Below are 24,615 nucleotides of genomic sequence, written 5' to 3' on the forward strand. Positions count from 1 at the left end.
CCCCATGCAGTGCTTCCTGAAACGCCGACACCCTCCGAACTGCCCGGCAAACACCGACATCGCCGTCGGCTTGGCTGCACCCGCAGCCTGTCGTTCACCGTAAATCCAGAGGGAATGACGTTGGCGGTGAACAGGCCATGATGGGCGCGGTTTTGGGCTGGGTTCTGCAGTTCAGGATCCTGGTCCTGGTTGTGGCCGCAGGCGTCCTCGGGTACGGCTTCACCGCGCTGCCCAGCATGCCGGTTGACGCCTTCCCCGAGTTCGCACCGCCGCAGGTCGAGATACAGACCGAGGCGCTCGGCCTCTCCGCTGCCGAAGTCGAACAGCTCATCACGTCGCCCATGGAGGCCGACCTGCTGAACGGCGTGGCATGGGTGGAGGCGATCCGATCCAAGTCGCTTCCCGGCCTGTCCTCCATCCAGCTGGTCTTCCAGCCGGGGACGGACATGTTCCGGGCACGCCAGCTCGTCGCCGAGCGCCTGACCCAGGCGAGGGCGCTGCCCAACGTGTCAGCAGCGCCTGTGCTCATGCAGCCGCTGTCCTCCACCAGCCGGGTGATGATGGTCAAGCTCACGTCAAAGGACATGTCCCCCATCGACATGTCCGTTCTGGCGCGGTGGACCATGAAGCCGGCACTTTTGGCCGTTCCCGGAGTGGCCAACATTTCCATCTGGGGCCAGCGTGACCAGCAGCTGCAGGTGCTCGTGGACCCCAAGCAGCTGGAGGCCAAGGGCGTCACTTTGGACCAGGTCATCAGGACCACAGGCAACTCCGTGTGGGTGTCGCCGCTGAGTTACCTTGAGGCCTCAACACCGGGCACGGGCGGTTTCCTGGAGACGGGACACCAGAGGCTGGGAGTCCAGCACGTCCTGCCCATCACCACGCCCGAGGACCTCGGCAAAGTCAGCCTCCAGGGCACCTCCAGCAAACTGCCTCTCGGGGATGTCGCCCAGGTCCAGACGGATCACCAGCCGCTGATCGGCGATGCGCAACCCGGCCAGGACGCCGAGCTGTTGCTGGTGATTGAGAAGTTCCCGGAGACGAACACCGCGGAAGTGACGCGTGGGCTCGACGAGACGCTGCGCGAGCTCCAGCCCGGACTGCCGGGCGTCACCGTTGACACGAACGTGTACCGGCAAGAGTCGTATGTCGAACAGGAAATGGGCACCCTTGGCGTTGCGCTGCTCGTCACGCTGCTCCTGGTGGCGGTGGCGTTCGGAGTGGTCTTCCGGTCCTGGCGCAGGGCACTCATCAGCCTGATCGCCATTCCGCTCTCCCTTCTTGCGGCGGCCCTGTTGATAACCCTCCGCGGGGCCGGATTGAACACCATGGTCTTCGCCGGCATGATCCTCGCCCTCAGCGTCATCATCGGGGACGTGGCGGAAGACCTGAACTGCGCCGCCCGGGCGTACCGCGCCTCCCGCGGAACGGACGCCGGGGACTCCAGGGGCGTCATGCTTGCGGAGGCACTGCGGCCTGTCCGCACCTCGCTCTTCTACGCGCTGCTGATCATGGCACTGAGCGTGCTCCCCATGCTCTTTGTCCCCGGCGAGAACGGGGCCATGTTCGGACCCCTGGTGCTGACGTATCTGCTCGCCCTGGGCGTCTCCATGGCCGTGGCGCTAACAGTGACGGCGGCCCTGGTGTTCTTCCTGCCCCCGGCATCTGCGGCCCGGGGCCGCGAGCGCCAGGCCATGCAGCGGCTCCGGCTCCGGTATGGGCGGACGCTGTCCCGCCAGCCCGGCAAGTCCGCGCTGGTCTTCGCCGCCGCGGCAGTCATGGCGCTCGCCACGCTGGCGCTGGCACCGCAACTGGTCCCCAACCATCCAGTGGTGCCGGTACTGGCAGACAACACGCTGGTGGTCCAGTGGAGTGCCGCTCCCGGCATCTCTGACCAGGAGATGGTCCGGATCACCGACGCCGCGGCCCGCGAACTGCGTGCCGTGCAGGGCGTTTCCAACGTTGCCGCCGAGGTTGGCCGTGCCGTTACGTCCGACCAGGTGGGTGACATCAGCTCCGGGGAGCTGTGGGTGGGAGTGGCGAAGGATGCCTCGTACTCCAGCACCTTCGAGGACGTGCGACGCGTCGTGGCCGGGTACCCGGGCCTGAGCGCAACAGTTTCCACCTACCCCCAACAGAAAATTGACCAGATCCGGGCGGCTGCCGATTCCGGCTTCGGCGTCAGGGTCTACGGCGTGGATATGGCCACCCTTCGGGCAAAGGCCGAGGAGGTGCGGCAGCTTCTGGCGCACACGGCCGGCGTGGTGAATCCCAGGGTCGATGCCCCTGTTGAACAGCCCACCGTCCAGGTCAAGGTGGACCTGGCGAAAGCACAGAAGGCAGGCCTCATACCCGGCGATGTCCGGCGTGCGGCGGCCGCGCTGCTGCAGGGCATCGAGGTGGGCAACGTCTACGAACAGCAGAAGGTCTTCTCCGTGGTGGTCAAGGGAACGCCGGCAACCCGGAACAGCCTCACCAGCGTCCGTGAGCTGCTGATCGACACCCCCACTGGCCGGCATATGCGACTTGGCGACGTGGCCGAGGTGACCATCGTTCCCAACGATGCGGTCATCCTGCATGACGACACTTCGCGGCGTGTGGATGTCAAGGCGGACATCCAGGGGCGCGGGCTGGCTGAGGTGCAGCAGGACATCGACAGGGGCCTGCAGCAGATCCAGTTCCCGGTGTCGTACCACGCGGAGATCCTCACCCAGTTTGCACAGCAGCAGTCCAGCTTCCAGTGGCTGTGGCTGCTTACAGGCGTAGCTGCCTTCGGCATCCTGGTGCTGCTGCAGACAGCGCTCGGCGGGTGGCGGCTCGCAGCCGCGGTGTTCCTCGGACTGATCGCGTCCCTGTCAGGCGCCGTCATTGCCGCCTTGGCCGACGGCGAAGCCAACTATCTGGCGGCGTTTGTCGCGTTCTCCGCGGTCCTGGGCATAGCAGTCCGCAGCTGCCTGCTGCTCGCCGGCGAGGTCAGGAACCTCCGCGCCGGTCAAAGCGAAGCCGCCGGGCCCGCCCTCGTGATCCGCGCCGCCCGGGATAGGCTCAAGCCGACCCTGGCATCCGTGGTGACCACCGCCGTCGCCCTTGTTCCGCTTGTCCTCCTGGGCGGGGTGACAGGCACCGAGGTCATCCAGCCGATCGCCATCATCATCTGGGGTGGCCTGCTGACCACCACGCTTTTCGTCCTGTTTGTGCTCCCCGCCATCCTGCTCCGCTTCGAACACGGCCAGGCCGGGACACAACCCGCGACAGATCCCGCAGTTGCCGAAGCCCGAAGCCTGTGAAAGCCGGAATGCATCATGACAACGACGTCGCCGCGGATGCGCGGCCTGATGGTCCTTACCGTCCTGGGTCTGCTGACCCAGGCATTGCCGGCCTGCAGCCAGCCGTCGCCGGAGACTGCGGCGGCCGGTGACGTTGCCGCGAGCCTTGAGGAGGTACCGGGAACCGACCTGAAGCGGATCACGCTGAACGAACACGCCGCGGGGAACATTGGCCTCGAGACGTCGGCGACGAAGCGGGATGCCAAGAGCGGGAAGCTTACCGTCCCCTACCTGGCGATCCTCTACGACAGCGAAGGCAAGACCTGGGTTTACACGATAGCCGGGCCACGGGTCTACTTCCGCCAGCCCGTCATCGTGGAGCGGATCGACGGCGACGTGGCCACGCTAAGCGACGGTCCGGCCGCGGGCACGACTGTGGTCACCGTGGGCGCCGAAGAACTCTTCGGCGCTGAACTGGATGTGGCGAGCTGACATGCGGTGGATCGTAGGAATCAGCCTCCGGTTCAGGACGATCGTGGTAGCCATCGCGTGCGTGGTGATGCTGCTGGGATCGGTCCAGCTTAGTAAGGCATCCCTGGATGTCTTCCCGGAGTTCGCTCCCCCGCAGGTCGAGATCCAGACTGCATGCCTGGGGCTTACGGCCCAGGAGGTCGAGGAGCTTGTCTCCGTGCCGATCGAGGCGTCCCTGTCCGGCATGCCGGGCCTGGATGAGCTGAGGTCAAAATCGGTGCCCCAGCTTTCCTCGATCATCCTGATCTTCAAACAGGGCACGGACCTGCTGAACGCGCGGCAGCAGGTATCGGAGCGGATGGCCGCGGTGACGGCGGCCCTGCCCACGTGGGCAGCGCCCCCGGTCATGCTGCAGCCGCTGTCCTCGACCAGCCGTGTGATGAAAATCGGCATGACGTCCTCCAAGCGGTCCCTGATCGAGATGTCCATGCTGTCGTACTGGACCATCCGGGCCCGGCTGCTGCGGGTTCCGGGCGTGGCCAACGTCGCGATCTGGGGCGAGCGGCTCCAGATGCTTCAGGTCCAGGTCCAGCCGGAGCGGCTCAAGGCCAAGCATGTCTCGCTCAACCAGGTCATGGAGGTAACGGCCGGGGCTGTGGACGCCGGCCTGCTTCAGTACTCACCCGGGAAATTCATCGGCACCGGCGGCTTCGTCGGCAGCCCGAACCAGCAGATGAGCATCCGCCACGTCCAGCCGATTACCAGCCCCGCGGACCTGGCCAAGGTGACCATCCGTGAGGACCACGGCACCGCCCTGCACCTGGGTGACGTGGCGCGGGTGGTGGAGGACCACCAGCCGCTGATCGGTGACGCCGTCATCAACAACGGCCACGGCCTGATGCTGATTGTCGAGAAGCTCCCCTGGGGCAACACTCTCGACGTCACCAAGGGCGTTGAGGAGGCCCTCCACGAACTCCAGCCCGGACTGAGCGGTGTCACCTTCGACACCACCATCTTCCGCCCGGCGAGCTTCATCGAGGAGGCCATTTCCAACCTCAGTCTCGCCCTCCTGCTGGGATGCCTGCTGGTGGTCATGATCCTGAGCGCGTTCCTGTTCCAGTGGCGCACAGCGCTGATCAGCCTGATCGCCATACCGCTGTCCCTGCTCACCGCCGTCATGGTGCTCTACCTCACCGGCGGCTCGGTCAACACCATGATCCTGGCGGGGCTGGTCATAGCGGTGGGGGTCGTCGTCGACGATGCGATCATCGACGTCGAAAACATCATGCGCCGGCTAAGGCAGCACCGCGCCTACGGCGGCGGTGAATCGACGGCGTCCGTGGTGTTGAAGGCCTCCCTGGAAATGCGCAGCCCGATCGTCTATGCCACGCTGATCATCGTGGTTGCCGCCTTGCCCATCTTTTTCCTGAACGGGCTCACGGGAGTGTTCTTCAGACCTCTTGCCGTCTCCTACACACTGGCAGTCCTCGCATCGATGCTCGTGGCCCTGACTGTCACGCCGGCACTGGCCCTGATCCTGTTGGCCCGGGCGAAGCTGGAGCAACTCGATCCCCCGCTGGTCCGGGTGCTCAAACGCGGCTACCATGCGGTCCTGTCCCGGATCATGAACCGGCCGCGCTACGGCTACGCCGGCTTCGGCGCGCTTGCGCTGGTCGGGCTGGCGATTGCCCCGCTGCTGGGGCAGTCCCTGTTCCCCACGTTCAAGGAACGCGACTTCCTGATGCACTGGGTTTCGGAACCCGGCACCTCGGCAGCGGAGGAATACCGCATCGCCCAGCGGGGCTGTGCGGCGTTCCTCAAGGTGCCGGGAGTCCTTAACTGCGGAACACATATTGGCCAGGCGTTCCAGGCAGACGAAATCGTTGGCGTTAACGCCGGAGAGCACTGGATCAGCATTGACCGGCATGCCAATTACGAGGAGACAGTCGCCGCCGTCCAGGAGGTCGTGGACGGATACCCGGGACTGCACCGGGACGTGCAGACGTACCTGAAAGAGCGGATCGAAGAGGTCCTGACGGGCGCCAGTGAACCCATCCTGGTCCGGGTTTACGGTGACGATCTTGATGTGCTTCGCGAACAGGCCCAGCGGGTCAAGCAAGTCCTTAGCGAGATTGAGGGGACCGATGATCCCCACATTTCCCTGGAAGTCGACGTCCCGCAGATCACTGTCAAAGTGAACCTGGCCGCGGCGGAACGGTACGGCCTCAAGCCCGGGGACGTGCGGCGCGCTGCTGCGACGCTCGTGGCCGGGGAGGAAGTGGGTGACGTCTTCCGCGACGGACGCGCCTACGACGTCCAGGTGTGGAGCACACCGGAGACGCGCGCCAGCCTCACCAGCATCCAGAACCTGCCCATCGATACGCCCAACGGGCAGCGCGTGCGGCTTGCCGACGTCGCCGCCGTCAAGGTGCAGTCCACCCCGAACCTCATCGACCGCACGAACGGGTCCCGCAGGGTCGAGGTTGGATCCTTCATCGACCCCAAAGCGGACCTTGGCGCCGTTGTCACACAACTGCAGGAACGCCTGGAAACCCTGAACCTGCCGGCCGGCTACAGCGTCCAGCTCCTGGGCGAATACACTGAACGGCAGGCAGCCACGGAGCGCCTCACGATTTTCGCCATTGCGGCGCTGATCCTGATCCTCGTGCTCCTGCAGGCATCGTTCCGCAGCTGGCGGCTGGCCATCCTGGCCCTCCTGACCCTGCCGATCGCGCTGGTGGGCGGAGTCCTGGCCGCTTACTTCACCGGCGGGGTCCTCTCACTGGGTTCGCTCGTTGGGTTCCTGACGGTCATGGGCATCGCGGCCCGGAACGGCATCCTGCTCATCAGCCACTGCCTGCATCTGGAAAGGATTGAGGGCGTTCCGTTCAGCGGCTCGCTCGTGCTGAGGGGTGCCGGCGAAAGGCTCTCCCCGATCCTCATGACCACCCTTGCCACCGGACTTGCCCTGGTGCCGCTGGTCGTCATGGGGGATGTCCCCGGCCATGAGATCGAATACCCGATGGCCGTGGTCATCCTGGGCGGGCTCCTGACGTCCACGCTGCTCAACCTGTTCATTGTGCCGTCGCTCTATCTGCGGTTCGCCCAGTCAAGGAAAACCCGGAAAGCGGCAGAACAGGAGCGCGCCCTTCAGGAGCTTGCAGTCCAGTAGGCAGAGTCCAGTAGCGGACTCCTGCGCCTGACCGCCGGGGGCATTACTCAGCCCGTGCTCCCGCGGCCAGGTGCGGGTTGCGCGTCTCGATGAGTTGGCGGAGGTAGCGCGCCAGGAAGAGTTTCTCCGCCAGGCGTCCCAGGAGCCCGCACGGCGCCGCGAAGTCGATCCTGTCCACCATGATGGTTCCGGTTCCGGCCCCGTCCGCAGTGAATTCATGGACGTGGCGGAAGTGACGAAACGGCCCGCGGACCTGCTCGTCCACGAAGTAGTGGGGCTGCTGCATCTCGGTAATCCGGCTCGTCATCCGTATCGGCAGCCCGAAGTGCCAGGCGCGCCAGGTTACTTCCTCCCCCAGAGAGATCAGCCCGGAAGTGACGCCACCGACGGCTTCCTCCCGCGAGCGGGCCATTGAGTCCCTGTGGGCATCGATGCTCCGGGAGAGGTCGAACAGTTCGGTCATCCCGATGGTTGTCCGTGTGGTGCTTTCAAAGGTGACGGCCATGCCCAGAGTATGCCAGCAGTTTCACCGCGCTGCTCTGCCGGCTCACGGCCCTCAGCCGCTGATAGGCGTAAGCTATCAGGGCTCCGGCAGTCCGCCCCACCCCGGGGCGCGCTGCGGGGCCAGGCCCGGGACGAACAGCACGGCGGGCCGGAACAGGAGCCAGCGTGGACACCCGGAAGCTGAAGTATTTCCTCGCGGTGGTGGACCACGACGGCTTCAACCGCGCGGCAGAACACCTGCTCATCGCCCAGCCGTCCCTGTCCCAGACCATTGCCAGCCTGGAGAAGGAATTGGGCGTGCCCCTATTCCACCGCATCGGGCGCCGGGCAGTCCTGAGCGAAGCAGGAAAAGAGCTCGTTGGTCCCGCCCGGCTGGTGATGCGGGACCTGGACGCCGCGCAGTCCGCCGTGCAGGCACTTCGCGGTTTGCGCAGCGGACGCCTGGACATCATCACCATGCCCTCCCCCGGCATCGAGCCGCTGACGTCCATGACCGCTGCCTTCACCAGACTGCACCCGGAGGTCCGCCTCAACGTCAGCGCCGCCTTCACTCCAGAGGAGGTCATCGAATCCGTCCGCAGCGGCAGCACCGAAATAGGGCTGGCCGGCTCCTCCGGCCCCATCCGTGTCCCGGGAGTCAATGTCCTGGATGTGGAACGCCAGCCGCTTATCCTCATCGTCAACCCCACGGCGGACGCATTCCCCGCCGGGAGCACCATCCAGCGGGAGGACCTGGACGGACACCGGCTGATCGCCAGCCAGCGCGGATCGCTGATGCGCTGGCTCGTGGACGATGCACTGGCCCACGGCGTCAAAGCTGAAATCGTCGTCGAAGTCGCGCACCGGACCTCGATACTGCCACTGGTGCTGGCCGGCGTCGGACACGCCGTTATGCCGTCCTCCTGGGCGCCCACCGCACACAAGGCAGGGCTTCGTACCCTGCAGATCGAACCCGTCTCCCACCTGGATGTGGCCATCCTGAGCCGGAAGGACGGCCTGACGCCTGCTGCCCGGGCGTTCCTCGACGTCGCGGAACGGCACGTTGCCCAGGAGCACGCAGACGCCGACTCATAGGCTGAACCTATCTGCCGAATTGAATCTTGGTCTTGGACGCATCCAACCGGCGTGGCCTCTACTTGAAGAGGAAAGGCAGTGTGAGCCTGCCAACACACTCAATGAGGAGGAACGCAATGAGCGCCACCCAGACATTCAGCATCGCTTCAATCCCCGCAGACGGCGTCGGCAAGGAAGTCGTTTCCGCCGGCCGCCGCGTCCTCGACGCGCTGGCAGTGAACTCCGACGGCAAATTCGCCTTCGAATGGACCGAATTCCCGTGGGGCTGCGGCTACTTCGAAAAAACCGGCCAGATGATGGACCCCAAGGGCCTGGACGCACTGAAGGACTTCGACGCCATCTACTTCGGTGCCGTCGGCTGGGAAAACGTCCCGGACCACATCAGCCTGTGGGGCCTGCGCCTGAACATCACGCAGAACTTCGACCAGTGGGCCAACATCCGGCCGGTCAAGTTCCTCCCCGGCATCCAGTCCCCGCTCCGCAAGGCGGACAACACCGAACTCGACTGGATCGTTGTCCGCGAGAACTCCGAGGGCGAATATGCAGGCCTCGGCGGACGGAACCTGAGCGGCCGCGGCCCGGGCAATGAGGTGGCCCTGCAGACCGCGCTGTTCACCGAGAAGGGCTGCGAGCGCATCATGCGGTTCGCCTTCGAGCTCGCCCGGACGCGCACGGTGAAGAAGGTCTCCTCGGTGACCAAGTCCAACGCACAGCAGTACGGCATGGTCCTCTGGGACGAAACCTTCAGGCGCGTGGCCCTGGACTACCCCGACGTGCAGACGGAAAGCGTGCTTGTCGATGCGATGAGCGCCAAGTTCATCCTGCACCCCGAGGACCTGTCCGTCGTCGTCGCGTCCAACCTGAACGCCGACATCCTGTCCGACCTCGGCTCGGCCCTGGCCGGCAGCCTCGGCCTGGCCGCGAGCGCCAACCTGAACCCCGAGCGCCGCTTCCCGAGCATGTTCGAACCCGTCCACGGCTCAGCGCCGGACATCGCCGGCAAGGGCATCAGCAACCCCATCGGGGCGATCGCCAGCGCAGCCCTGATGCTTGACCACTTCGGCCTGCACGAGGAAGCCCGCCGCGTCGAGGCCGCCATCGAACAGACCACCGGCACCGGCCACCTGACCCGCGACGTGGGCGGCGAATCCACTACCGACGACGTCACCGAAGCGATCATCGCGGCGCTGACCCACTCGCTGGCCACTGTCTAGGCCGCGCACTTAAAACGTACGACGGCGGCCGGCCGGCCGCCGTCGTCCCGCGGAAGCCCCGTCCCAACGCTCGCATGCTCGCATCGGGTCCCCGGGACGGCGCATAGCCAACCCCTAACTTTCTCCAAAGACATTCCACAACGAGGTAGGAATCATGGACCACACCACCACTGCGGGCCAGGCAACGCCGGCCCGTAAGACACGCTGGTACAGGCAGCTGTACTTCTGGGTGCTGACAGCCATTGTCTTCGGCATCCTGCTCGGCTGGCTGGCCCCGGCCGCCGGCATCGCCATGGAACCCATCGGCACCACCTTCGTCAACGCGATGAAGATGCTCATCGGCCCGATCGTGTTCCTGACCATCGTGGGCGGCATCGCCAGCGTCGCCGACCTGAAAAAGGTGGGGATGACCGGGCTGAAAGCGCTCACCTACTTCCAGATCGGCACAATCTGCGCTTTGGCCTTCGGCCTGGTGGCCATCAACATCTTCCGGCTCGGAGACGGCGTCAACGCCGACGCGAGCACTATCAAGACCACCGAATCCGCTGCGAAGCTCATCGACGCCGGCCAGCACCAGGAGTGGTGGCAGTTCCTCACGCACATCATCCCCAACAGCATCGTGGGGCCCTTCGTTGAAGGCGATATCCTGCAGATCATTTTCATCGCCGTCGTCTTCGGCATCGCCCTGAACGCCATGGGCAAGGTGGGCGCGCCCGTCCTGGACGGCGTGCAGCGCCTCACCGCAGTGATGTTCAAGATCCTGGGCTTCATCATGAAGGCCGCCCCGATCGGCGCCTTCGGAGCGATGGCCTACGCCGTGGGGAAGTTCGGCGTCTCGTCCCTCACCAGCATGGGCGGCCTCATCGCCCTCTTCTACGCCACCTCGATCCTCTTCGTCGTGATCGTGCTCGGCTCGGTCATGGCCTTCCTGAAGCTGAACATCTTCACGATGATCCGCCACCTCAAAGAGGAGTACATGCTCATCCTGGGCACCTCCACCGCCGAACCGGCGCTGCCCGGCCTGATGCGCAAGCTCGAGCATGCCGGCGTGAAGAAGGAAACCGTGGGCCTCGTTGTCCCCACCGGGTACAGCTTCAACCTCGACGGCGCCGCCATCTACCTGTCCCTGGCCGCGCTCTACATCGCCCAGGCCACCAACACGAACCTCACCATCGGCCAGCAGCTGGGCCTGCTCGCCGTGATGCTGCTGACCTCCAAGGGTGCGGCCGGCGTTGCCGGCGGCGGCTTCATCGCCCTGACCGCCACACTGACCACGCTCGGCACCATCCCCGCCGCCGGCATCATGCTCATCTTCGGCATTGACAAGTTCATGTCGGAGTGCCGTGCCCTGGTGAACTTCACCGGCAACGCCGTCGCCACGCTCTTCATCGCCTGGTGGGACCGCACCCTCGACGCCGACCGGGCCCGCCGGGTCTTCGCCGGGGAGACGGTCGAGCCGCTGGCTGCCGAGGATCCCGTGCACGCCGGCGAGGCCACTTCTATCGACGCGAACCTGAGCGAATACGGGCACCACACCAGCCAGGATGCGAAACACCGCACGGCGGACCCCGCCCTTGACCGCAGCCCCGCCTACTCGGAATCCATCTGACATGGACCACGCCACCGCACCGGTTCCCCTGAGGGTCCTGATCGCACCCGACAAGTTCAAAGGCAGCCTCACCGCGGCTGAGGTGGCCGATGCCCTGGCTGCAGGGCTCCGCTCCGCGACTGACACGGCCGGCAGGCCCGGGGCGGTCCGCTGTGACCTGCTTCCGCTGGCCGACGGCGGGGATGGCAGTGTGGATGCCGCAGTCACCTCCGGTTTTGCCCGGCACAGCGTCACCGTGGCCGGTCCTACCGGCCGGCCCGTCCAGGCGGACGTCGCTTTCGACGGCGCCACGGCCGTCGTCGAGGTGGCCAATACCTGTGGCTTCGCACTGCTGCCGGACGGCAAGCTGGACCCGCTGAATGCCTCGAGCCGCGGTTTCGGGGAAGCGGTCCTGTTCGCCCTCGGCCTCAAGCCGGCTCGGGTAGTGCTGGCGCTGGGCGGCAGCTCCAGCACCGACGGCGGCATGGGCATGCTGTCCGCTGTGGGCTACCGCTTCCTTGACGCTGCCGGACATGAGCTCAACGGCACCGGCGAAGCACTGGGCCGGATCCGGTCCATTGAGTGGACCAGCCCTCCAGGGTTGGCCGGCGTCGAGCTGGTCATGGCCAGCGATGTGCACAATCCGTTGCTTGGCCGTCAGGGCGCTCCCGCCGTCTTCGGGCCGCAGAAGGGTGCGGGGCCCAGGGAAATCGCGGTTCTCGAGGACGGGCTGAAGTGCTTTGTGGACAAGCTGTCGGAGGCGGGGATCGCCGACGCCGGGAAGCTGGCGGAGTCCGCCGGCGCCGGCAGCGCCGGCGGACTCGGCTTCGCCTGCCTGCTCCTGGCGGCAACGCAGGTGTCAGGCGCGGACTACTTTTTGGACCTGTTGGACTTCAACACCCGCAAGGACGGCTGCGATGTCGTCATCACCGGCGAGGGCAGCATCGACGAACAGACCCTGGCCGGCAAACTCCCTGCCGCCGTCGCACAGCGCTCGGGCGGGAAACCGGTCATCGCCGTCGCAGGCAGGTCACTGCTCCCGGAGGAGCGCTGGGCCGAGATGTCACTGAGCCGGGTCTACACACTGGCGGAGTACACGGACCGGGACTCCGCCAGGGACCCCGGGCTGTCCGCCGCCCTGCTGCGCCGGATCGGGCAGGACATAGCGGCAGACATCCTGTAGCCGGAGACAGGCAGGGCAGAAAGCAGAAAGAGCAGAAGTCCCAAAGAAAGGCCCCGCGCTGGCGGGGTCTTTCCTTTGTTGTGCCTACGCGTTCTCGCGGATGCGGTCAGGCTCGCGGTCGGCGGCTTCCTCCAGCCGGGCGAGGTAGGCCCACATTCTGCTTTCCTCTGCCTGCACCTGGGGTTCGGGGGTCTCGGCCGGCCTTGCCTCCGGACGTCCCTCGGCCTCCTTCGCCGCTTCCTTCCTGTAATTCCGCCATCCCTCACACGATGAATAGCACATCACCGACCTCCTAACAGTTGGTGTAGCTTAATCGTCCTCCCATTGCCGGACGCTGTCGATTGAGGGGACGGTCGATTGAGCGAGCGTGTCGATTGAGGGGACGGTGCGCGTTGAGGGGATGGTGCCGATGGGCTGGAAACTGTGCTGCTCAGGCGAGCCGCTGGCGGACGATGTCGCTCACGGCCTTTCCGTCGAAGCGCCCCGCGACCCGGGCTGTGACTGGCTTCATCACGGCGCCCATGTGCCGCACCGACAGCTCCGTGCCGTCCGCCCGCAAGCCCTCGATGACCTCGTCCACGATGCCTTCCACCTCGGCGGCGGAGAGAGCCTTCGGCAGGTAGGCCTCAATGACCTCGGCTTCGGCGACTTCCGTGGCTGCCCGCTCCGGTTCCCCGGCCTCCGTGTAGATGCGGGCGGTGTCGCGCCGTTTCGCGGCCTCCTTCTGCAGCAGCGCCGTCACCTGGGCGTCGTCGAGCTCCACCGGCGTCTTGCCGGACTTCTCCCGGGTCTCGATCTCGCCCAGGACGCTGCGAACGGTGCCCAGGGCCACCTTGTTGTGCTCCTTCAGATGTGCAACGACGTCCCCGTGGAGGCGTTCCTTCAGCGTGGCCATGATGTCCTTCTCTCGGGATCAGTGTGTACCTCAATCGTGGACCCGGCCGGGCTGCACTGCCAGAACCCCCCACTGTCCGGGACCTGCAGCGCCCCGGATCGGCTGTTGCCGCGTGTCCTTCGCCCCCGTCAGCGTCACTCGCACATATGTTCTAGGTATGGAAGAGGAACATCCCGGTGAACTTGCCGGGCAGATGTCAATCAATGAGCTCCTTGTCGCGATGGGCGAAGCCCCCGTGGTGAGCATGCTGGATCTGGTGGTTCCGGACGACGCTTCATCGCTGATGGAGGATCCGCCCACACTGCCCGGCCTGTGAGCCGGGCCCCAAGGGCATAGCCCCTGTAGCCTTGATTCCTATGGTTTATGTGCAAGTCCCCGGCCCGTCGCTGCCCGAACAATGGTACGACCGGGTGATTGCCGGATTCACCCAGGCCGCCGTTCCCGCAGTCTCCGTCACCGAGCTCCTGGCCGTCGTGCTCATCGCGGCGGTCCTTTCTGTCCCCCGTGCCACGTGGCGCTATTTCGGCCTGCTCGCCACGGTGACCCATGAACTGGGGCACGCCTTTGCCGCCCTCACCAGCGGACAGCGGCTGGGCGGCATCAGGCTGCAGCTCATCCACGGCGGCACCACCACGTCCTATACCCGGGGACGTGCAGCCGCCGTATGGTCAGGCTTTTGGGGCTATCCTGTTCCCGGCGTGACCGGTGCCGCCCTGGTGTGGGCGGGCTTCAGCGGGTGGGGGCCGGCAGCCATGTCTGCCGGACTGCTGATCCTGCTGGCGTCGCTGATTTTCATCCGGAATGCCGCCGGCGTGCTCATCCTCCTGGGGGCTGTGGTGGCGGTGGCTGCCATGATCATCAATGTGCCCGCCGCGTTCACCGGCCACGTGGCGATCATCCTGGGCGTGGCCCTCCTGGTTGCCGCCGTCCGTGACCTGTTCAAGCTCACGAACGTCCACCTCCGGCGCCGCGACCAGCTGCGGTCCTCCGACGCTTACATCCTGTACCGCGCCACCGCCGTGCCGTCCGGCGTCTGGATCGCACTGTTCTCCCTTGTGGTGGCAGGCTGCTGGGTACTTGCCTGGCTGCCGATGTCGCGGGTCTTTGGCGCGGCAACATAGTCTGGTGCCATGAGTGAGAAGACCAGCACAGTCGAAGCACACAGCAGGGGACGCCATGCCGGGGAACCGCGCAGCAGGGAACTGCACGCCGCGGAGCCCCGCACCACGGAACAACAAGGCACCGAACAACAAGGCACCGAACAAGAAGGCACGGATCAACTTAGTACAAAGGGTGCCTATGTCACGGGCGGCGAGTTCAACCGGGACACCAACTACATCGAGGACCGCATCACCAGGAACGGCACCCCCGGGCCTAACGGTGAACCAGGCTGGCCGGCGGAGCCGGGACGCTACCGGCTGATCGCCGCGCGGGCATGCCCGTGGGCCAACCGCACCGTCATCGTCCGCCGGCTCCTGGGTCTCGAGGACGTCATCAGCCTCGGCCAGCCTGGCCCCACCCACGATGCCCGGTCCTGGACCTTCGACCTGGATGCGGACGGCAAGGATCCTGTGCTGGGCATCGAGCGCCTGCAGGAAGCGTATTTCCGCCGTTTCCCGGACTACCCCCGCGGCATCACGGTTCCTGCCCTGGTGGACGTTGCCAGCGGCGCGGTGGTGACCAACAACTACCCGCAGATAACGCTGGACTTCTCCACGGAATGGACCGACTTCCACCGCCCCGGCGCTCCGCAGCTGTACCCGGAGCACCTGCGCGAGGAAATCGACAGCGTCAACAAGCGCGTCTTCACCGAGGTCAATAACGGTGTCTACAGGTGCGGCTTCGCCGGATCCCAGGAGGCCTACGATGCTGCCTACACCCGGCTGTGGGACACCATGGACTGGCTCGAGGAGCGGCTGACCGGCCAGAGGTACCTCGTGGGCGACTCGATCACCGAGGCGGACGTCCGGCTCTTCACCACGCTCGCGCGCTTCGATGCCGTCTACCACGGCCACTTCAAGTGCAACCGGAACAAGCTCATCGAAATGCCGGCGCTCTGGGGTTATGCCCGGGACCTGTTCCAGACGCCCGGCTTCGGGGACACGATCGACTTCGTGCAGATCAAGCAGCACTACTACATAGTGCACGAGGACATTAATCCCACGCAGATCGTCCCCGCGGGCCCCGAGCTGTCCGGCTGGCTGACGGCACACGGGCGGGAGTCGCTGGGTGGCACCCCCTTTGGCGAGGGCACGCCCCCGGGGCCGGTCAAGGCCGGCGAGGAAGTGGCCGCGGGGCACGGGGCCGCCTAGCCGGCGCTGCCAGGGCTGGAGAAAAGATGGAACGGGATACGTTGCCGCGGAAGATCTGGCGCTCCGCGGCCACCAGCGTTGCGCGCGCCCTCGCCGCGCCGCGCCTGCAGCTGGCGGCGAAGGCAGGACTGGCAGCGGGCATCGCGATCTGGGTGGCGCCCCTCATGCCCGGGGTTGCCGCCCACTACGCGTACTATGCTCCGCTCGGTGCGCTGGTGGCCATGTACGAGAACGTTTCGGGTTCGATGCGCCAGGGTTTTCAGACCCTGCTGGGGCTGGGTGTGGGCATCGGCCTGGCGTTTGTCCTGATCAGTTTCGGTGCCACACCGCTCAGCGTGGCGGTTGTCATGGCACTGGGCGTCCTGCTGGCGGGGCTGCCGCGCCTGGGTGCGGGCCGCGACTGGATTCCGACGGCGGCCCTGCTGGTGTTGCTGGTTGGCGGACAGAACCCGGATGATTTTTCCTTCGGGTATCTGTTGCAGATGGGCGTGGGTGTCGTGGTTGGCATCGCCGTCAACCTCCTGGTGTTTCCCCCGCTGCACTTCAATGCTGCCGCCCTCAGCCTCGCGGAGCTCCGGCTGTCGCTGGCCCGCCAGCTGCAGGACATGGGGGCGGCCATGCACGAAAAGTGGCCTCCCGAACACGAGGACTGGTCTCGCCGGTCCGAGGACCTCGCCCAGTCCGCGCGTTCGGTCCGGGCAGCCGTGCAGAAGGCCGATGCCAGCAGAGAGGCCAATCCGCGGCGCCGCTTCCATCCCCGCGACGTGGACAAGGACTACCGCACCGTACGCGAGCTGGAGCAGATCACCTTCCACATCCAGGACATGACCGAGGTGCTTTCCGACGTCATCTGGAACGAAGACATGCCGTTCACGATTCCCCTTCCCTACAGCGAACCGCTGGCGGAGGCCCTTGCCGCTGTGGGCGAGGTGCTGCGTTCGGCGGAGGAGGACGATGCCGACCGGCAGGCTGAGCTGTTCCAGGCGGCCCGCTCGGCCGTCTCCTCCCTCGAGGGGCGCACCGCCTCCGAGGACATCGAGGCCGGCACGCCGAGCGCCGCAGGATCAATCCTGCTCAGCCTGCACCGTATCCTCCGGGTCGCCAACCCCAACGGCAGGCAGCCCGACCGCAGCAATTAGAGGGCAGCCACCGATCCGCTGAAGTGCTTCCGGCCGGACCGCTGGCTCCAGGCCACATAGTGGGACCGGAGCCAGCCGCCGTCCCCGGACTCCGCCGTCGAAATCTCCAGCGCCACACGTGCGGGAAGGAAAACCGGTGCCTCGAACTGCACGTCCCAGCGGAAGGCGTCGCCCTTGGCTGCGCCCACGTCCGCCAGTGCCCGCGACGCGAGGTACATGCCGTGGGCGATGGACCGGCGCAGGCCCAGGGCCTTGGCGGAAAGGACACTGAGGTGGATGGGGTTGAAGTCCCCGGACACGGCGGCGTACGCGCGGCCGGTGTCCACCCCAAGTTCCCAGAGCCCGGTGGGATCCGGTGCCGAGAACCCCTGGGGCGCCGCCGCCGCCGAGGCCTTATCGATGCCGGGCAGGAACACACCCTTGGCAAGATAGGTGGACACGCCGCACCAGGACACGGCGCTGTCACCGGCCGCGCGCACCTCCACCGCAATATCCACCTGGGTTCCGGCGCGGTGAGCCCGGAGCGTCTCCGCTGCGGCCACAATGTCCAGGGGTTCAGTGAACCTGACCGGTCTGCGGTACTCAATCACGTTCCGCAGATGGATCATCCCCAGCAGGGGAAGCGGAAAATCTTCGCGGTTCATGACGCTCATCGCCACCGGGAATGCCATTGCATGGATGAACCCCGCCGGAAGAATGTCGCTGGCAGACTCACCCAGCAGGTGCTGGTAGGCCGTGAGGATTTCGACGTCGGGCCGGACGTCCCTGACTTCGTGGCTTACTGCGGGCAGCACGCCCTCGGCCTGGGAACCCAGGATCCTGCGGCGGGCGGCCGTGGCCGCCGCGTTCACGTACAGCTTGGAGAGGGACGGCATCTCCTCCAGGATCAGGGGCTGGCTGGCGGTCATGCCCCCACCAGGTTTTGTCCGCATACCCTCAGCACCTCTCCGGAAATGCCCCCGGCGGCATCGCCCGCGAGGAAGGAAATGGCCTCGGCAACGTCCCCCGGCTGCCCGCCCTGCTGCAGGGAGTTCAGCCGCCGGGCAATCTCCCGTGTGGCGAACGGGATGCGGGCCGTCATCTCTGTCTCGATGAATCCGGGTGCCACGGCGTTGATCGAGCCGCCGTACTGCCCCAGAAGCGGTGCGGTGGCCCGGACCATGCCCATGACCGCGCCCTTGGACGCCGCGTAGTTGGTCTGCCCGCGGTTGCCGGCGATTCCGCTCGTGGAGGCCACCGACACGATGCGCGGCGCGGAACGGAAGTGCCCGGAGGCAAGGAGCGCCTCATTGATGCGCAGCTGGGCGGCGATGTTCACCTCAATGACCGAACCCCACCGGGTCGGGTCCATGTTGACCAGCAGCTTGTCCCGGGTGATGCCGGCATTGTGGACCACGATGTCGAGCCGGCCGTGGCGGTGCACGGCATGGTCGATGATGCGTTGCCCGGCGTCGTCGCGGGTAATGTCCAGCTGCAGCGCGGTGCCGCGGATCCCGTTGGCAACCTCCGCCAGATGGTCCCCGGCGGCGGGAACGTCCACCGCCACCACGGTGGCGCCGTCACGGTGCAGCGTCCGGGCGATGGCCGCGCCAATACCGCGGGCCGCACCGGTCACAACCGCGACCTTGCCCGCGAGGGGTGCCTCGGCGTCGTCGGGCAGCCTGCCTTCCCCGGAAGTGACGCGGACGAACTGGCCGTCCACGAACGCTGACCGGCCCGAGAGGAAGAAGCGCAGGGCCCCCAGGGCCGAAGGGGCGGTGGGACTGACGTCCTCGGCGAGGAGGATGCCGTTTCCGGTGGCTCCCGCCCGCAGTTCCTTGGCCAGCGACCGCAGCAGACCGTCTACGCCCTGCCGTGCGGCGGCCGTGGCTGGCGGACCGCCGGGCACGCGCGAGACAGTCACCACCCGTCCGCCGGGGGCAAGATCCCGCAGTGACGGAGCAGCCGCAAGGACAGGGTGCTCCAGGTCGCCGGGGGCTTCGAGGGTGTCGAGCACCAGCACGATTCCGCCAAGCTTTTCCTTGGGCACGGCGTGGCGCCGGACGTCGAGTCCCCACGAAAGCAGTTCTGCGGCAATCGCGTCGGCACCGGGGCCTGAACCGCCCACCAGGACCGGCCCCTCGATCAGTGGCTGGCCACTCCGGTAGCGCCGCAGTTCGGCCGGCTGTGGAAGGCCGAGTTTCCGGGCGAGATCCCGTCCGAGGCCGCGGTTCACCAGCCGGGCGTAGGTGTCAGTCATCGATATCCCCCGGGGTGTTCCTTTCCGTGTACGCCTCGAGCAGCGCGACGACGCCCTGGCCGCCGGCGGCGCAGACGGACACAAGCCCCAGGGCGGGGCGTCCACCGGCGTTGCCCTTCTCATGCAGCATCTTGGCCAGCGTGGCCACGATGCGTCCGCCCGTGGCAGCGAACGGGTGCCCGGCTGCGAGCGATGATCCGTTGACGTTGAGCCTGGACCGGTCGACCTTGCCGAACGCACCATCCAATCCGAGGCGCTCGCGGCCGAACTTTTCGTCCTCCCAGGCGGCGAGCGTGCTCAGCACCGTCCCGGCGAAGGCTTCGTGGATCTCGAAGAAGTCGATGTCGTCCAAGGTGAGGCCGTTGCGCGCCAGCAGGCGCGGGACGGCGAAAACCGGTGCCATCAGCAGTCCGTCCTTGCCGTGGACAAAATCGACGGCGGCTGCCTCGCCATCGAGGATGGTGGCGAGCTTGGGCAGGTCGTGCTGGTCTGCCCAGTCCTCCGAGGCGAGCAGCACCGTAGAGGCGCCGTCGGTGAGCGGCGTGGAGTTGCCGGCCGTCATGGTGGCTTCCGAACCGAGGTTCCGGCCGAACACGGGCTTGAGCGAAGCCAGCTTTTCGGAACTGGTATTGGGCCGGAGGTTGGAGTCCCGGGTAAGCCCGCGGTACGGCGTGAGGAGATCGTCGAAGAAGCCGGCATCATAGGCGGCCGCGAGGTTCCGGTGGCTGTTGAGGGCGAGCTCGTCCTGGGCCTCGCGGGAGATGTTCCACTGGGCCGTGGTCAGGGCCTGATGCTCACCCATCGAGAGGCCGGTCCTGGGCTCTCCCGTGTTGGGTGCGTCCGGGGCCAGGTCCTTGGGGCGAAGGCGGGCCAGGATCTGAAGCCGCTGCGGAAGCGTCTTGGCGCGGCTAAGGTCCAGCAGAACCTCGCGGAGGCCTTCGCTGACGGCAATGGGAGCATCCGAGGCGGAGTCCACGCCGCCGGCGATGGCGGACTCCAGTTGGCCGAGCCTGATCTTGTTGGCCAGGCCCAGCACTGTTTCCAGGCCGGTGGCGCAGGCCTGCTGCAGGTCATAGGCGGGAGTTTCCGGCGACAGTGCCGAGCCCAGGACTGCCTCGCGCGTCAGGTTGAAGTCCCGGGAGTGTTTGAGGACGGCACCCGCGGCCACTTCGCCGATGCGCTCCTCCTGCAGGCCGAAGCGGGCGATCAGGCCGTCGAGTGCTGCGGTGAGCATGTCCTGGTTGGACGACTTGGTGTACGCACCGCCTGTCCGGGCGAAGGGGATCCTGTTGCCGCCCACCACCACGGCTTTCCGCACGGTTTGAGGCTGACGATTCACGGGCATGTGCTATCTCCTTTGATCCGGCTGGTTATCGATACCCAGCGTACCTGATACGCTGGGTATCGTGAACTTGACCACTCCTCCCCCGTCCGACGGCTCCCCAACAGAAGCCGTGGACGGCCGCGCCTCGCGCTGGCAGGGGCACCGGGAAGAACGCAGGCGCGAACTCATCAAGGCGGCCCGGCGGGCCGTGCACGCGCTCGGCAGCGACGCGTCCATGGAGGACATTGCCGCGGCGGCCGGCACATCAAAGTCCGTGTTCTACCGGTACTTCGGGGACAAGGCCGGACTGCAGCAGGCCGTGGGGGAAGTGGTGCTGGGACAGATGCAGCAGCGCATCAGGGAGGCGGCGCAAAGCGCGCAGACGCCGCGCGAGGGTCTGCTCGCCATGGTCTCGGCCTACCTGCAGATGGCTGAAACCAGCCCCAACGTCTACACGTTCGTGACCCGGCACTCCGCCGCGGAGTCCGACGGCGGTCCCACCTCGATCACGACCGCCGGCGCCCTGGGCCATTTCTTTGATGCCATCGCGGAAATGATCGCCACGCCGATGCGCGCCCACCTCGGCGAAGGCAGGGAGTCCATCGTCGGCTATTGGCCCAACGCCGCCATCGGCCTGGTCCGCAACGCCGGCGAACAGTGGCTGGCCAGCCCGGAATCCGCGGCGAAGCCCGATCAGGAAACCATGGCACGCCAAATCACCGATTGGCTGTGCGTCGGCATCGCGCCGGAACTCACGGACATGCAATAGCACCGAACCTGTCATCACCAACGAAGGAAGCGACATGACTGAAGTAGCCGACCGCCCGGCGGGCACAACCACCCACGCAGCTTCGACCGGGACGGCCGGTCCGCCGCCCGCCGTCGACGTCGCCGCCCTGGGTGAGCTGCTCCTGGGCAAGTGGGCCGACGTCCGCCGGCAGGCGCGGGACCTGGCAGCACGCGAGGAGCTTCACAAGACGGAAGGGCTCACGCACACTGAGCACCGGACCCGCACTTTCGGGCAGCTGAAGCACCTGGTGGACAGCGGCGCCGTCCACCGCGCCTTCCCGGCCGCCTTCGGCGGATCCGACGACCACGGCGGCAACATCGCCGGCTTTGAGGAGCTCGTCACGGCAGACCCGTCCCTGCAGATCAAGGCCGGCGTGCAGTGGGGCCTGTTCGGCTCGGCCGTGATGCACCTGGGCACGGCGGAACACCACGGGAAGTGGCTGCCCGGCATCATGAACCTGGACATCCCGGGCTGCTTCGCCATGACCGAAACCGGACACGGCTCGGACGTCGCCAGCATCGCCACCACGGCAACCTATGACCCGGACGCGCAGGAGTTTGTGATCCACACCCCGTTCCGCGCCGCCTGGAAGGACTACATCGGCAACGCGGCCATTGACGGCCTCGGCGCGGTGGTGTTCGCCCAGTTGGTGACGCGCGGGGTCAACCATGGTGTGCACGCGTTCTACGTGGACCTGCGCGATCCCGTCACCAAGGCGTTCCTGCCGGGGATCGGCGGCGAGGATGACGGCGTGAAGGGCGGGCTCAATGGCATCGACAACGGCAGGCTGCACTTCGACCATGTACGGGTTCCCCGCACCAACCTGCTCAACCGCTACGGCGACGTCGATGCCGAGGGCAACTACACGTCGCCCATCGCGAGCCCCGGGCGGCGGTTCTTCACCATGCTCGGCACGCTGGTGCAGGGCCGCGTGAGCCTGGACGGTGCCGCCGTCGCAGCGTCCAAGATCGCCCTGAAAACGGCCATCACCTACGCCGCGGAACGGCGGCAGTTCAACGCGTCCTCCCCCGTCGAGGAAGAGGTGCTGCTGGACTATCAGCGGCACCAGCGCCGGCTCTTCACCCGGCTTGCCACCACGTACGCCGCGGGCTTCGCCCATGACCAGCTGCTTGACAAGCTGGACGACGTCTTTTCCGGCGCCCACGACACAGACGAGGACCGCCAGGACCTGGAAACCCTCGCCGCGGCGCTGAAGCCGCTGAGCACCTGGCACGCACTGGACACGCTGCAGGAATGCCGCGAAGCCTGCGGCGGAGCGGGGTTCCTGATCGAGAACCGCTTTGCCTCGCTCCGTGCCGACCTGGATGTCTATGTCACCTTCGAGGGTGACAACACTGTCCTGCTGCAGCTCGTGGCCAAGCGTCTGCTGGCCGACTACGCCAAGGAATTCCGCAGCGCCACGTTCGGGGTGCTGGCTCGGTACGTGGTCAACCAGGCCGCCGGGACTGCCGTGCACCGCACCGGCCTGCGCCAAGTGGCACAGTTCGTGGCGGACAACGGCTCCGTCCAGAAGGCGGCCATTGCCCTCCGCGACGAGGAGAGCCAGCGCGCCCTCCTCACGGACCGGGTCCAGACCATGGTTGCCGAAGCAGCCACGGCACTCAGGGGAGCCAGCCGGCTGCCGCAGCGCGAGGCGTCGGCCCTGTTCAACCGGCACCAGGACGAGCTCATCGACGCCGCGCGTGCGCATGCCGAACTGCTGCAGTGGGAGGCCTTCACCGAGGCGCTGGGCAAGATCACCGACCCGGGAACCCGGACCGTGCTGACCTGGCTCCGAGACCTGTTCGGGCTGTCCCTCATCGAGAACAGCCTCTCGTGGTACCTCATGAACGGCAGGCTCTCGATGCAGCGCGCACGGACGGTGGGCGGGTACATCAACCGGCTCCTGGTCAAGCTGCGCCCGCATGCGCTGGACCTCGTGGACGCGTTCGGCTACGGCCAGGCCCACCTCCGCGCCGCCATCGCCACCGGCGCTGAAAAGGTCCGCCAGGATGAGGCCCGCGATTACTATCGGGTGCAGCGAGCCAGCGGCACAGCCCCCGTGCCGGAGAAGTCGCTCCGCTCCCCAACCGCTCCCTAACCTAGCAAGCTCGGCCAGGGTGCCTGGCGGTCGTGGCCCCAGGCTCAACCAGTGATTGAACAGCACAACGCCCGACGGCGGTGCCTCCGAAAGGGGGGCGCCGCCGTCGGGCGTTTGTGTTGATTGGGAGACGCTAGCTCAAGACGGAGCGGTAGACGTCCAGCGTGGTCTGGGTGATCGACTCCCAGGAGAAGTGCTCCTCGGCGCGCTTGCGGCCGGCCTGGCCCATGGCGCGGGCCCGTTCCGGGTCGGACACGACCTCGGTCAGGGCCGCGGCGAACTCGCTGACGAACTTCTCCGGGTCCAGCGGCGTGCCGGTTCCGTCGGTCACCTGCTCGAGGTCCACCAGCAGCCCGGTCTCGCCGTGGTTGACCACCTCGGGGATGCCGCCGGTCGCGCTGGCCACCACGGCGGCGCCGCAGGCCATCGCTTCGAGGTTCACGATGCCGAGCGGTTCGTAGATGGAGGGGCAGGCGAACGCGGTGGCGTGGCTCAGGACCTGGATGAGCTCGTTGCGGGGAAGCATGCGCTCGATCAGCACCACACCGCTGCGCTGGCTCTGCAGCTCCTCGATCAGCCGGGCGGTCTCGGCTGCCAGTTCCGGCGTATCGGCGGCGCCGAGGCAAAGAACCAGCTGCACGTCCGCGGGGAGTTTGGCGGCTGCCCGCAGCAGGTACGGGACACCCTTCTGCCGGGTGTTGCGGCCCACAAACACCACGCTGGGACGTGCGGGGTCGATGCCCAGGGTGCGGATGACGTCGTCGTTTTCGTCGCGGTTCCACAGGCTGACGTCGATGCCGTTGTGCACCACCTTGACCTTGGCCGGGTCCACGTCCGGATAGCTGCGCAGGATGTCCTGGCGCATGCCCTCGGACACGGCGATGATCGCGGCTGCAGCCTCGTACGCGGTTTTCTCCACCCACGAGGACAGGGCGTAGCCGCCGCCCAGCTGCTCGGCCTTCCAGGGCCGCAGCGGTTCCAGGCTGTGGGCGCTGAGCACGTGCGGGATGCCGTGCAGCAGCGAGGCCAGGTGGCCTGCCATGTTGGCGTACCACGTGTGCGAATGCACCAGATCCGCGCCGGCAACGTCCGGGACGATGCGCAGGTCCACGCCCAGGGTCTGCACAGCAGCATTCGCTGCCCCCAGATCCTCGGGCACCGAGTAGGAGGTCACGGAGGCGCCATGGTAGTCGGCGTCCCGGGGCGCGCCAAAGGCACGCACCTGAAGGTCGACGTGCTGGGCCAGGACCCGGCTCAGCTCGGCAACGTGGACGCCCGCGCCGCCATAAATTTCCGGCGGGAATTCTTTAGTCACAATGTCTATTCGCACGTTACCCAAGGTA

20 protein-coding genes are annotated in these 24,615 nt (G+C 66.8%); 13 read left to right on the forward strand and 7 right to left on the reverse strand.

Annotation, left to right across the window (positions count from 1 at the left end):
* The first annotated feature begins 137 nt into the window (after window positions 1–137).
* Genes ABIE00_RS10500 through ABIE00_RS10510 form a run of 3 tightly spaced genes read left to right on the forward strand, consistent with a single transcriptional unit; the run spans window position 138 to window position 6,909 of the window.
* Window positions 138–3,287 carry an efflux RND transporter permease subunit gene (locus ABIE00_RS10500; RefSeq protein WP_354259910.1) on the forward strand — a complete coding sequence of 1,050 codons (3,150 nt, stop codon included), beginning with the start codon at window positions 138–140 and terminating at the stop codon, window positions 3,285–3,287.
* Between the two features lie 15 nt (window positions 3,288–3,302).
* Window positions 3,303–3,758 (forward strand): hypothetical protein, encoded by a 456-nt coding sequence (locus ABIE00_RS10505; protein WP_354259913.1) that lies wholly within the window; start codon window positions 3,303–3,305, stop codon window positions 3,756–3,758.
* A gap of 1 nt (window position 3,759) precedes the next feature.
* Window positions 3,760–6,909, forward strand: coding sequence for an efflux RND transporter permease subunit (locus tag ABIE00_RS10510; RefSeq protein WP_354259915.1), 3,150 nt, complete (start codon window positions 3,760–3,762; stop codon window positions 6,907–6,909).
* Window positions 6,910–6,952: 43 nt separating this feature from the next.
* Here ABIE00_RS10510 and ABIE00_RS10515 read toward each other — a convergent pair whose 3' ends face one another.
* Complete coding sequence (locus ABIE00_RS10515; RefSeq protein WP_354259921.1) at window positions 6,953–7,414, reverse strand: SRPBCC family protein; 462 nt, start codon at window positions 7,412–7,414, stop codon at window positions 6,953–6,955.
* 164 nt (window positions 7,415–7,578) lie between these two features.
* Here ABIE00_RS10515 and ABIE00_RS10520 point away from each other — a divergent pair, with 164 nt between their 5' ends.
* From ABIE00_RS10520 to ABIE00_RS10535, 4 genes are all read left to right on the forward strand, one after another.
* Window positions 7,579–8,487, forward strand: coding sequence for a LysR family transcriptional regulator (locus ABIE00_RS10520; RefSeq protein WP_354259924.1), 909 nt, complete (start codon window positions 7,579–7,581; stop codon window positions 8,485–8,487).
* A gap of 116 nt (window positions 8,488–8,603) precedes the next feature.
* On the forward strand, window positions 8,604–9,701 hold the full coding sequence (locus ABIE00_RS10525) for a tartrate dehydrogenase (protein ID WP_354259927.1): 1,098 nt from the start codon (window positions 8,604–8,606) through the stop codon (window positions 9,699–9,701).
* A 154-nt stretch (window positions 9,702–9,855) separates the two neighbouring features.
* Window positions 9,856–11,310 carry a C4-dicarboxylate transporter DctA gene (gene dctA / locus ABIE00_RS10530; protein ID WP_354259929.1) on the forward strand — a complete coding sequence of 485 codons (1,455 nt, stop codon included), beginning with the start codon at window positions 9,856–9,858 and terminating at the stop codon, window positions 11,308–11,310.
* Window position 11,311: 1 nt separating this feature from the next.
* Window positions 11,312–12,472 carry a glycerate kinase gene (locus tag ABIE00_RS10535; RefSeq protein ID WP_354259930.1) on the forward strand — a complete coding sequence of 387 codons (1,161 nt, stop codon included), beginning with the start codon at window positions 11,312–11,314 and terminating at the stop codon, window positions 12,470–12,472.
* An 84-nt stretch (window positions 12,473–12,556) separates the two neighbouring features.
* Here the strand turns inward: ABIE00_RS10535 and ABIE00_RS10540 are convergent, their stop codons facing one another.
* Entirely contained in the window at window positions 12,557–12,754 is a 198-nt protein-coding gene (locus ABIE00_RS10540) for a hypothetical protein (RefSeq protein WP_331568783.1), read from the reverse strand.
* Window positions 12,755–12,902: 148 nt separating this feature from the next.
* Window positions 12,903–13,367 (reverse strand): GatB/YqeY domain-containing protein, encoded by a 465-nt coding sequence (locus tag ABIE00_RS10545; RefSeq protein WP_354259932.1) that lies wholly within the window; start codon window positions 13,365–13,367, stop codon window positions 12,903–12,905.
* Window positions 13,368–13,524: 157 nt separating this feature from the next.
* On the opposite strand from ABIE00_RS10545, the gene ABIE00_RS10550 reads away from it, so the two are divergent.
* Genes ABIE00_RS10550 through ABIE00_RS10565 form a run of 4 tightly spaced genes read left to right on the forward strand, consistent with a single transcriptional unit; the run spans window position 13,525 to window position 16,818 of the window.
* On the forward strand, window positions 13,525–13,683 hold the full coding sequence (locus tag ABIE00_RS10550) for a hypothetical protein (RefSeq protein ID WP_331568787.1): 159 nt from the start codon (window positions 13,525–13,527) through the stop codon (window positions 13,681–13,683).
* 40 nt (window positions 13,684–13,723) lie between these two features.
* A complete protein-coding gene (locus ABIE00_RS10555; RefSeq protein WP_354259936.1) occupies window positions 13,724–14,488 on the forward strand; it encodes a M50 family metallopeptidase in 765 nt (254 codons plus the stop codon).
* A gap of 9 nt (window positions 14,489–14,497) precedes the next feature.
* On the forward strand, window positions 14,498–15,679 hold the full coding sequence (locus ABIE00_RS10560; protein WP_354259939.1) for a glutathione S-transferase family protein: 1,182 nt from the start codon (window positions 14,498–14,500) through the stop codon (window positions 15,677–15,679).
* Between the two features lie 26 nt (window positions 15,680–15,705).
* The gene (locus ABIE00_RS10565; protein WP_354259942.1) at window positions 15,706–16,818 is read left to right on the forward strand and encodes an FUSC family protein; all 1,113 of its coding nucleotides are present in this window, start codon (window positions 15,706–15,708) and stop codon (window positions 16,816–16,818) included.
* Here the strand turns inward: ABIE00_RS10565 and ABIE00_RS10570 are convergent.
* From ABIE00_RS10570 to ABIE00_RS10580, 3 genes are read right to left on the reverse strand one after another with little or no spacing between them, the layout of a single operon-like run.
* The gene (locus ABIE00_RS10570; RefSeq protein WP_354259945.1) at window positions 16,815–17,726 is read right to left on the reverse strand and encodes a MaoC family dehydratase; all 912 of its coding nucleotides are present in this window, start codon (window positions 17,724–17,726) and stop codon (window positions 16,815–16,817) included. The genes ABIE00_RS10565 and ABIE00_RS10570 overlap by 4 nt on opposite strands.
* Entirely contained in the window at window positions 17,723–19,057 is a 1,335-nt protein-coding gene (locus ABIE00_RS10575; RefSeq protein WP_354259948.1) for a 3-oxoacyl-ACP reductase, read from the reverse strand. Before ABIE00_RS10575 ends, ABIE00_RS10570 begins: the two co-directional genes overlap by 4 nt.
* On the reverse strand, window positions 19,050–20,402 hold the full coding sequence (locus tag ABIE00_RS10580; protein WP_354259951.1) for an acetyl-CoA C-acetyltransferase: 1,353 nt from the start codon (window positions 20,400–20,402) through the stop codon (window positions 19,050–19,052). The genes ABIE00_RS10575 and ABIE00_RS10580 overlap by 8 nt, the downstream gene beginning before the upstream one ends.
* Window positions 20,403–20,469: 67 nt before the next feature.
* Between ABIE00_RS10580 and ABIE00_RS10585 the strand changes: the two genes are divergently transcribed.
* Together ABIE00_RS10585 and ABIE00_RS10590 are read left to right on the forward strand one after the other, a co-directional pair.
* On the forward strand, window positions 20,470–21,150 hold the full coding sequence (locus ABIE00_RS10585; RefSeq protein WP_502914281.1) for a TetR family transcriptional regulator: 681 nt from the start codon (window positions 20,470–20,472) through the stop codon (window positions 21,148–21,150).
* A gap of 34 nt (window positions 21,151–21,184) precedes the next feature.
* Window positions 21,185–23,272: an acyl-CoA dehydrogenase family protein gene (locus ABIE00_RS10590; RefSeq protein WP_354259957.1), complete on the forward strand. Its 2,088-nt coding sequence runs from the start codon at window positions 21,185–21,187 to the stop codon at window positions 23,270–23,272.
* Between the two features lie 133 nt (window positions 23,273–23,405).
* Here the strand turns inward: ABIE00_RS10590 and glgA are convergent, their stop codons facing one another.
* Window positions 23,406–24,602 (reverse strand): glycogen synthase, encoded by a 1,197-nt coding sequence (glgA, locus tag ABIE00_RS10595; RefSeq protein WP_354259960.1) that lies wholly within the window; start codon window positions 24,600–24,602, stop codon window positions 23,406–23,408.
* Window positions 24,603–24,615 lie beyond the last annotated feature (13 nt).

It is taken from the genome of Arthrobacter sp. OAP107, assembly GCF_040546765.1.
In the GTDB taxonomy this organism is placed as follows: domain Bacteria; phylum Actinomycetota; class Actinomycetes; order Actinomycetales; family Micrococcaceae; genus Arthrobacter.

Coding starts and splice junctions, on each gene's coding strand:
- ABIE00_RS10510 (WP_354259915.1), top strand. CDS start 3,760: ATGCGGTGGATCGTAGGAATCAGCCTCCGGTTCAGGACGATCGTGGTA.
- ABIE00_RS10590 (WP_354259957.1), top strand. CDS start 21,185: ATGACTGAAGTAGCCGACCGCCCGGCGGGCACAACCACCCACGCAGCT.
- ABIE00_RS10535 (WP_354259930.1), top strand. CDS start 11,312: ATGGACCACGCCACCGCACCGGTTCCCCTGAGGGTCCTGATCGCACCC.
- ABIE00_RS10515 (WP_354259921.1), bottom strand. CDS start 7,414: ATGGCCGTCACCTTTGAAAGCACCACACGGACAACCATCGGGATGACC.
- ABIE00_RS10550 (WP_331568787.1), top strand. CDS start 13,525: ATGGAAGAGGAACATCCCGGTGAACTTGCCGGGCAGATGTCAATCAAT.
- dctA (WP_354259929.1), top strand. CDS start 9,856: ATGGACCACACCACCACTGCGGGCCAGGCAACGCCGGCCCGTAAGACA.
- ABIE00_RS10505 (WP_354259913.1), top strand. CDS start 3,303: ATGACAACGACGTCGCCGCGGATGCGCGGCCTGATGGTCCTTACCGTC.
- ABIE00_RS10570 (WP_354259945.1), bottom strand. CDS start 17,726: ATGACCGCCAGCCAGCCCCTGATCCTGGAGGAGATGCCGTCCCTCTCC.
- ABIE00_RS10575 (WP_354259948.1), bottom strand. CDS start 19,057: ATGACTGACACCTACGCCCGGCTGGTGAACCGCGGCCTCGGACGGGAT.
- ABIE00_RS10580 (WP_354259951.1), bottom strand. CDS start 20,402: ATGCCCGTGAATCGTCAGCCTCAAACCGTGCGGAAAGCCGTGGTGGTG.
- ABIE00_RS10540 (WP_331568783.1), bottom strand. CDS start 12,754: ATGTGCTATTCATCGTGTGAGGGATGGCGGAATTACAGGAAGGAAGCG.
- ABIE00_RS10565 (WP_354259942.1), top strand. CDS start 15,706: ATGGAACGGGATACGTTGCCGCGGAAGATCTGGCGCTCCGCGGCCACC.
- ABIE00_RS10525 (WP_354259927.1), top strand. CDS start 8,604: ATGAGCGCCACCCAGACATTCAGCATCGCTTCAATCCCCGCAGACGGC.
- ABIE00_RS10545 (WP_354259932.1), bottom strand. CDS start 13,367: ATGGCCACGCTGAAGGAACGCCTCCACGGGGACGTCGTTGCACATCTG.
- ABIE00_RS10555 (WP_354259936.1), top strand. CDS start 13,724: ATGGTTTATGTGCAAGTCCCCGGCCCGTCGCTGCCCGAACAATGGTAC.
- ABIE00_RS10560 (WP_354259939.1), top strand. CDS start 14,498: ATGAGTGAGAAGACCAGCACAGTCGAAGCACACAGCAGGGGACGCCAT.
- ABIE00_RS10500 (WP_354259910.1), top strand. CDS start 138: ATGATGGGCGCGGTTTTGGGCTGGGTTCTGCAGTTCAGGATCCTGGTC.